Genomic DNA, 7,888 nt, shown 5'->3' with positions numbered 1-7,888 from the left:
CCGCCGGCCGCGAACACCCGACCAACCCGGGAAGGCTCCCCGGCGGACCCGACGAAAGCACCCACCCGCTCCGCCGTTGCCAGCGCCTTTCCGGCAAGCAACACCCGCGTCTCGCCGGGGAACCCAGGGCTCCCGGCCGCCGGCGACCGTGGGACCGGGCCCATCTCCGCCGATCCACGCCGACCGTTTAGCACTGAGCCTCCCGCTGCCGACCAAGACGCGACCGCCGGCCACAAACACCCGGCCCACTCGGAAAGGCTCCCCGGCGAACCCCACCGAGCCGCCCTCCCGCTCCGCCGTTGCCAGCGCCTTTCCCGCCGAGCAACACCCACCTCTCGCCGGGAAACCCAAGGCTCCCGGCCGCCGGCGACCGTGGGACCGGGCCGACCTCCGCCGGCCCACGCCGACCGTTTAGCACTGAGCCACCCGCCGCCGACCAAGACGCGACCGCCCGCCGCGAACACCCGACCGACCCACCCGGAAAGGCACCCACCGACCCCCACAAAAGCACCCACCGCGATCAGTCCTGTTTCTCCCAGGACCACCCAACCGCTCTGTGGATCGACCCCAGTTCCTCCGACCGAGGATCGAACTGCGTCGAAGTCGCCGATCTCGGGACAGCAGGTAGGAGTGCCGGACGCAAAAGCCCACCTCGGTGGGGCGGTTGCCAGTGGCTTTGGGTCTCGTCTGGTCCTGTGACGTTCCTGGTCTGGGGCGAGGGGATTCCTCGGATGGCTGGTGGGCGGCCTGGAATGGTCTTTGTTACCAGTCGCGTTGCCGTAGCAGTGGCGGCCACGGTCGTTTCGGCAGCGCCGACGCCGACGCCGGCACCAGCACCAGCACCAGCACCGATCGACGGAATCCGTCGGCGGGTGCAAGCCGGCGCACCTCGTCCAGGACCCCCCGCCCGAGCGTGAGCCGTCGCGGAGGAGCGGCCGGGCCCTTGCCGTCGGCGATGCGGCGGCAGTGTGGCCGGGCCCAGCGCTTATGCGTTGGGGTGGGCCCGGGAGGTTCGTCGGTGTTGCCGCCGTGTGGGGTGGGTCAGCCGCCCTGGCCGGCGCTTCCCATCGGGCCGACCGTGACCGGGGAGCCGGCACCGTCCGTGACGGGCAGTGTGGCGGCGCCCGGCCACTGGAGGGTGACCGTCTTCGTCTCACCGGGCGGGGTGATCTGCAGACCCGTGATCCGGACACCGGAACCACCCGACTCGCCGATCGGGTAGTGGATTCCGAACGACACCGACTGGCCGCTCTTGAGAAGGATCGGGACGATCGGCTCGCTCGTGCGCTTCGCCGACAGCGGCCCCTCGCTGGTCTTCAGGTCGACACCCGCGAATCCGGACATCGCACAGTCGTGACCGATGTTCTTGAACGTCACCGCGACCGTGCGGTCGTTGTCGCCCCCGATGGTGGCGTCCTGCGCGGTGATATTCAGGTCGTCGGTGAAGCACTTCCGGATCTCGCCGTTCGCGCCGGTACCGGTCCCACCGGTCGTACCCTGCCCGCCGGAGCTCTTCCCGGCGGACGTCTTTCCGGTGGATTCCGTCTTGCCACCCTGGTTGCCGCCGCCTTGGTTGCCACCCGTGGTCGAGGAGCCGGCCGGGGCGGCCGCCGGGACAGTCGCCGGAGCCGGCGCGGCTGCCGGCGAAGTGCCCTGCGCGGCGCCCGAGTTCTTGTCCGTCTCCTGGCACGCCGTCGTCAGCATGATGCCCCCGAGGAGGGCTGCCGAGACGAGAACGGCCTTACGACGGTTGCCGAACATATGAAAGACCCCTTGATATCCGGTGATCGAAGCCGAAGCGATCTCGACTCCTCGGTGTGCCTGCTCAATCACTATGTAGTGACCACGGATCGCAGGGATACCGACGTCGTCGGTCCACAACACCGCTGTCGCAGACCGGTGACATGGTCACGAAGCGAAGAAACAAGACCCAGACGAACCACCCTCCGTCGCCGCGCCGTCCGGCCCCGACCGAGCGAGACGGACACCCGCTGCCCGACCCCGCACATTCGGCCCGGACCACACCTCTCCGGCCCGAGAGGGGCTCCGCCCGGTGCATCCGAATACACGCAACTGCTCGTAACAGTCGGAACTCGGCCGGGACGGGGACTCGGAAACACACGGGCCCTCCCCCGCCTCACCATCGCGAGTCGTCGGCGCGCCATGAGGTCGGGCGCATGCCGGGGAGGCGGCTGCAGACAGCGGTCGTGGCGCGGATGGGGTCACCAACGCCGGCCCGCTCCCGCCCCCTTGACAGGCCGAGTGCCCCACTGCGGGTGTCGCCACGTCGAAATGCCTTGTCGTGGGGATGGTCGGCGGCGATGCTGAGGCCATGCCAGGGCAGCGGAAAAGGAAACAGCGGGAGCAGGAGCGGCAGCGGCGGGACGCCGTTCGCTTCGCTCCCGACGCGGGGCACTGGGAGGTGATCTTCGCGACCGAAAAACATGCGGAGCTACGGGCTCACCTTGGAAAACTCCGTGCCGAGGACGAGCAGTTCGATATGTCGACCATCAGGATCGACCAGTTCTGCGGACGGTTGATATATCCGTCCACTTACCAGTTGAGCCGATTCGTGCCGAACTCCACCTCCACCCCGACCTCGCGAGTCGACGGGCCCGCGACCCCCGGCGGGAAATAGTTCGAGGACACCGCAGCCGGCGGGCTATGGTCGGGGCATGTTCGCTTCCGCTTACACGAGGACTCGCCGCTTCTAGCGGCGGCCGAGGGCTTTCGTCTCTCCTGGTTCCGCCGCACTTCGGGTCCATACGCCGGTGCGGCCATTTCGTGTTGCCCGGTTCCGAACTGCCTTTGCGGAGCCCCTTCGTGCCTTATCCCACTCATGGTGGACGTCATGAGCTTGGTCAGAACTTCCTCGTCGATCGTGCCGTGATCGCACTTTTCGAGGACCTTGTCGCGCGTACATCCGGGCCGATCGTCGAGATCGGGCCCGGAGACGGTGCGATCACGCTGCCGTTGAGTCGGACCGGTCGGGCGATCACGGCGGTGGAGCTCGATCCGAAGCGGGCTCGGCTGCTGGCCCGGCGAGTCCCCGGACACGTCGAGGTCGTGGCCGCCGATGTGTTGCGGTTTCGGTTTCCGCGCGAGCCACACACCGTGGTGGGCAATCTGCCGTTCCACCTGACCACGCCGGTGTTGCGGCGACTGTTGGAAACGGAGCACTGGCGCAGCGCGGTCCTGTTGGTGCAGTGGGAGGTGGCCCGGCGGCGGGCGGGCGTGGGCGGGGCCACGATGCTGACGGCGGCCTGGTGGCCCTGGTACGAGTTCGGGTTGCACGCCCGCGTGCCGGCGAGGGCGTTTCGGCCGATGCCGTCGGTGGATGGTGGGTTGTTGACGATGACCCGCCGGGATGTGCCGTTGGTCGAGGGCCGGCCGGGTCCGTACCAGGAGTTGGTGCGGCAGGTGTTCACCGGCCCGGGGCGCGGGTTGCGTGAAGTGCTGGGTCGGACCGGGCGGTTCGGGGCCTCCGCGCTGCGCGGGTGGTTTCGGGAGGAACGGGTGCCGGCGTTCGCGTTGCCCAAGGATCTGACGGCGGGTCACTGGGCCTCGTTGTGGCGGCTGGCCGATGCGCCCGTACGCGGTGGGCGGGCCGCCCATCGGGCACGCTGACGGTCGTCGTCGTCCGCCGGTGGTCCACCGGCGCCGGGTCGTACGTGTTCGTGATGCCGTCCGACCCGGCGCCGTCCGCCGGCGACCCGGGTCGGATCAGGCCGGCGTGATCGGCTCCTGGAGTTCCGTCACCCACTGCTCCTCGTCCTCGGGACATTCGAGGTACAACTCCCGGGCGTATCCCCCCGATCGATACCCATGCCCATCGATCCACCGGGCCATCGCCTGGACGCCGGTCATCACGTTGTCCATCGAACCGCGATGTACGTACGTCGCGGCCGTCCCGATCTCGGGCAGGTCCACGATCGCGAAGTCGAAGTCGGCGCGGGGCTCGGCCTCGACGGTCAGGCCGGCGTGGATGACGACGGTGTCGTCACCATCCGACGCGGCGTCGTAGTAGGCGATTGCGGGCCCGGTCGCCGGCACGCCGGCAGCGTCGAGTCGGCGATACAGTTCGTCGTACAGCGGGCCGATGATCGGCCCGATCCCCTCCGGCCCGTCGGCGTCGGCGGTGGTCGTGGCGGTCAATTCGGCAACCCGCACGGCGGGGATGCGCTTGATCACGATGTCGTCGGTGGGCATTCGTCCCTCGGTTTCGATCGTCCGGAGCCTCGCCTCGACCCGGGTCAGTCGCATTGCGTCCGCCGCTACCGTGGCGGCGAGTTCGGCCCGCCGCAGCCGCAACATCCCGCGCAGTTCGTCGATGTTCACCTGTTCGTCCAGGATGCTCCGCACCTGGTCGAGGGTGAAGCCGAGGTCCTTGAGCGCGATCACGCGGTTGAGCCGGGCGAGTTGGCCCGCCTGGTAGAAGCGGTAGCCGCTTGCCGCGTCGACGTGGGCGGGCCGCAGCAGCCCGATCGCGTCGTAGTGCCGCAACATGCGTACCGATACCCGACCGTGCCGGGCGAAGTCTCCGATGGTGAACATGACGCCTCCCAGTGCAGGGCCTCACACCGTGTCAGGGTCAAGCGCGCGGCCCTCCCGCGCCGAGCGCAGCCGGACGCCCGTCCACTCCTCGACCACCAACCACCCGCTCCGAGTGGGCAGGCGCGACCGGATTTCCGGCGGCGGTCGGGATGCCGGCACCGAAGCGGACCTGTTGCAGGTTCGCGTGACGCAGCCCACCGAACCCTGCCGAACAGCAGGACGCAGGCGGTTTCCCATCCACCCCGTGGCCGCCCTCCCGGTCACCCGTCCGGGTCGCTCATGCCGGGACCCACAACCTCCGATCGGCTGCGGCAGCGGCAGCGGCGGCCCGATCCGGTGTCGGTCGTCTCCGAGCGGTTCGACCGGTGCCGGCCGGGCCCCACAGTGGCCCTCACCCCACCGGCCCCGACAACTCCCACCCCTCCGCGCGCACATGCACATGCACGCTGCCCGATACGACCTCCGTCCCGCAGCCCCGGCACATCACCGCGACGTCGAGTTCGTGGTCGCCGTGTCGGAACTCCACCGGCGACTCCCCGGCCGGCCAGCGGTCACCCCACGCGGCCAGGGTCTGGAGTACCGGCGCGAGATCGCGGCCCCGGTCCCGCTACCAGGACCGCCCACCACGCTTCGAGTACCACCTGACCTCGAAGCCGGGCGATACGAGGTGCTCGTCGACCACTACGGCCGGGACGCCAAGGCCGCCCTGTCCGCCGACCCGGAGGCGTTGTATCCGGCCCTGCGCCGCTGACCCGGCGAACCCCCGCCGCCTGAACCACGTCAACCCGGCGGCCTCGGCCCCAACGTCCGCCGCGCCACCAGGGCCGCGTTCAGTCGATGCAGGTCCTCGGCGCGGTTCGGGGAGAGCCCGATCAGGCCGGTCAACCGGCGAATCCGGTAGTCGACCGTGTTCGGATGCAGGTGCAGGGCGCCCGACGTCGCCCGGCGGTCGCGGCCATGCGCGAGGTAGGTCTCCAGCGTCAGCAACAACTCCGGCCTGCCCTCCAGCGGCGCGAGGAGGCCGGCCAGTCCGGCCAACGCGGCGCTCGGACGGCTGAGTTGGTAGTCGAGCAACACATCGGTGAGCAGGTACAGGCCCGGACCGCGGCCGGTGTCGCGGATCAGCCGGAGCACCTCGGTGTTGCGGTCCACCGCGTCCGGGATGCCGGTCGGCTCGGCGAGTGCGGCCGAGGCGGTGATCGCGGTGTCGGCCGCGTCGGCGGCGCGGGCGATCAGGGCGCGTACGTCCGACCAGTCGGGCGCGGCGTCCATCGGCAACAACGCGGTCCCGCCACCCGGGTCGAGCGCGGTCAGCGCGGAGCGGCCGGTGAAGCCGTCCAGGGCCTGCCGGACCCGGCGCAACTTGCGCCGCGCGGCGATGGCGGCGCAGGGGCCGAGGCGGGCCTCGTCCGGATGAGCGGCCAGGACCAGGGTCAGGACCAGGTAGTGGGCGGCCGGGCGCACCCCCGTCCGACCGGCCACGGTATCCGCCGACTCCCCGGCCAGCAGGGCTGCGAACAGTGCGTGTCGGCCGCTCTGTTCCGGGCCGTCCAACAGGCGGCGGGCCTCCAGGTAGGCCGAGGCGACGCCCGCGACGATGGCCCGCTGTATGCCGAGCAGATCCGCGAACAGGGCCAATACATCCGCGAGTTCCTCGGGGCGCGCCTGATCGGTCATCTCCCGCCAGCACATCTCGATGCCGATCTGATACGCGGTCAGTATCGCGTCGAGCGGTACACCCTCCTCCGCCCGCTGGGCCGCCGAGGCGCACTGTGGCGCAAGGTCCGGATCGCCCGCCCCCGGCCGTCCCTCGACCACGTCGGCGAACAGCCGCACCGTGTGCTGCACGATCTCGGCGATGTCCCCGGCCAGTTCCTCGGCCGGCAGCGCCGCGTAGGCGGGCAACTCGGCCGGCAGCCGCTCCAGCACCTCCCTGGTCAACCGGGGCGCGCCGGCCCGCAATCGGGCCGCCACCGGGCGCCCGCCGATCCGTAACGGGCGCTCGGAGCGCGGCCGATCGGAGGCGACCCGCGCACCGGCCGCGACCGACACGCCGGGTGGCCGGTCCCCCGACGAGTTGTCACGTGTCACAGGCACCTCCCGGAAAGTCTGTGTTACTCACCAGTTAAGCCGCTGTGTCCGAGTCTGCATGATGACGCGTGGGACATTCCACGACCGGCGGGAGTCGTCATGAACTCTGCTGCACGCACGAGGAGTCGGCTGCACAGCAGTCCCCGGAGCCCACGCCGACGCCTGCGCGGGTTCGCGCGCGGGACGGCGGCGGCGATCGCGACGAGCGCACTGGCCCTGTCCGGCCTGGTCGCCGCGACCGCGCCGGCGGGCGCGGCGGATCGGCAGGTCTACGTCGCGCTCGGCGACTCGATGGCCTCGGGTCCGCTGATCCCGGGCATCACCGGGCCACTGGCCTGCGGCCGATCCACCAACAACTACGCACACGTACTCGCGGCCCGCCTGAACGTCGCCGAGTTGCGGGACGTCACCTGCAGCAGCGCGGACACCAACGACATGACGTCCCCGCAACACCTGTCCCTGGCCGGCATCGACATGGGCGAGGCGCCCCCGCAGTTCGACGCGCTGGGTACGGACACCACGCTGGTCACCCTCACCATCGGCGGCAACGACGTCGGCCTGGTCGGCGTGGCCCAGGGCTGCGCGACACTCGACCCGTTCGCGACTCCGTGCAAGGAGCGCTGGACGGCCGGCGGCGTCGACCAAATCGCGCAACGCATCGACGCGTTCGCCCCCAAACTCGGCGCCGTGCTGACCGGCATCCACCAGCGCGCACCACAGGCCCGGGTCGTGGTCACCGGCTACGGCCTCTACATCAAGCCCGGCGGTTGCTGGCCGTACCAGCCGGTCCTCGGCGTCGACGCGGACTACCTCCAGGGCAGCGTGAACCGCCTCAACGCCACGATCGCCGCCCAGGCCGCCGGCCACGACGCCACCTACGTGGACGTGGCCGGCCCCAGCACCGGCCACGACGCCTGCCAGGCGCCCGGCGCCAAGTGGCTGGAGGGCTACGTCCCCACCGACCTCGCCGCCCCGCTCCACCCCAACCGCCGGGGTGAAGCCAACTACGCCGCCATCATCGCCGGCCACATCCCCGCGTAGGCACCCGTCGGGCCCGGCACGGCCGACACGGCCGCCCGCGACGGACAGCCCGCCCCCGGGGCCCGATTCCCGCGCGGCAGGGCGACAGGGCCCACTCGGCTTCGTCCGAGTGGGCCCTGTCGCCCGCTCCAAAAGGCACCAGAAAGCACCGGAAAGAACCGAAAAGAACCGGAAGACGTCGGAAGGCGCGCCGGAAAACACC

Annotated in this window: 6 protein-coding genes; 3 read left to right on the top strand and 3 right to left on the bottom strand. The window is 70.8% G+C overall.

Going from position 1 to position 7,888, the window contains the following annotated elements; genetic code table 11:
* Window positions 1–1,041: 1,041 nt before the first annotated feature.
* The gene (locus ACH4U8_RS39925) at window positions 1,042–1,761 is read right to left on the bottom strand and encodes a DUF4232 domain-containing protein (RefSeq protein WP_395783030.1); all 720 of its coding nucleotides are present in this window, start codon (window positions 1,759–1,761) and stop codon (window positions 1,042–1,044) included.
* Between the two features lie 1,062 nt (window positions 1,762–2,823).
* On the opposite strand from ACH4U8_RS39925, the gene erm reads away from it, so the two are divergent.
* Entirely contained in the window at window positions 2,824–3,627 is an 804-nt protein-coding gene (gene erm / locus ACH4U8_RS39920; protein WP_395783022.1) for a 23S ribosomal RNA methyltransferase Erm, read from the top strand.
* A gap of 96 nt (window positions 3,628–3,723) precedes the next feature.
* Here erm and ACH4U8_RS39915 read toward each other — a convergent pair whose 3' ends face one another.
* Entirely contained in the window at window positions 3,724–4,554 is an 831-nt protein-coding gene (locus tag ACH4U8_RS39915; protein ID WP_395783020.1) for a MerR family transcriptional regulator, read from the bottom strand.
* 439 nt (window positions 4,555–4,993) lie between these two features.
* Between ACH4U8_RS39915 and ACH4U8_RS39910 the strand changes: the two genes are divergently transcribed.
* Complete coding sequence (locus ACH4U8_RS39910) at window positions 4,994–5,305, top strand: hypothetical protein (protein ID WP_395783018.1); 312 nt, start codon at window positions 4,994–4,996, stop codon at window positions 5,303–5,305.
* 29 nt (window positions 5,306–5,334) lie between these two features.
* Here ACH4U8_RS39910 and ACH4U8_RS39905 read toward each other — a convergent pair whose 3' ends face one another.
* Window positions 5,335–6,528 (bottom strand): helix-turn-helix domain-containing protein, encoded by a 1,194-nt coding sequence (locus tag ACH4U8_RS39905; protein WP_395783028.1) that lies wholly within the window; start codon window positions 6,526–6,528, stop codon window positions 5,335–5,337.
* 216 nt (window positions 6,529–6,744) lie between these two features.
* Between ACH4U8_RS39905 and ACH4U8_RS39900 the strand changes: the two genes are divergently transcribed.
* A complete protein-coding gene (locus tag ACH4U8_RS39900) occupies window positions 6,745–7,686 on the top strand; it encodes an SGNH/GDSL hydrolase family protein (protein ID WP_395783016.1) in 942 nt (313 codons plus the stop codon).
* Window positions 7,687–7,888 lie beyond the last annotated feature (202 nt).

The sequence above is a fragment of the Embleya sp. NPDC020886 genome (genome assembly GCF_044333915.1).
In the GTDB taxonomy this organism is placed as follows: Bacteria; Actinomycetota; Actinomycetes; order Streptomycetales; family Streptomycetaceae; genus Embleya.
Note: the sequence above shows the minus strand (reverse complement) of the source record. Positions and strands in the feature narration are given on the sequence as shown.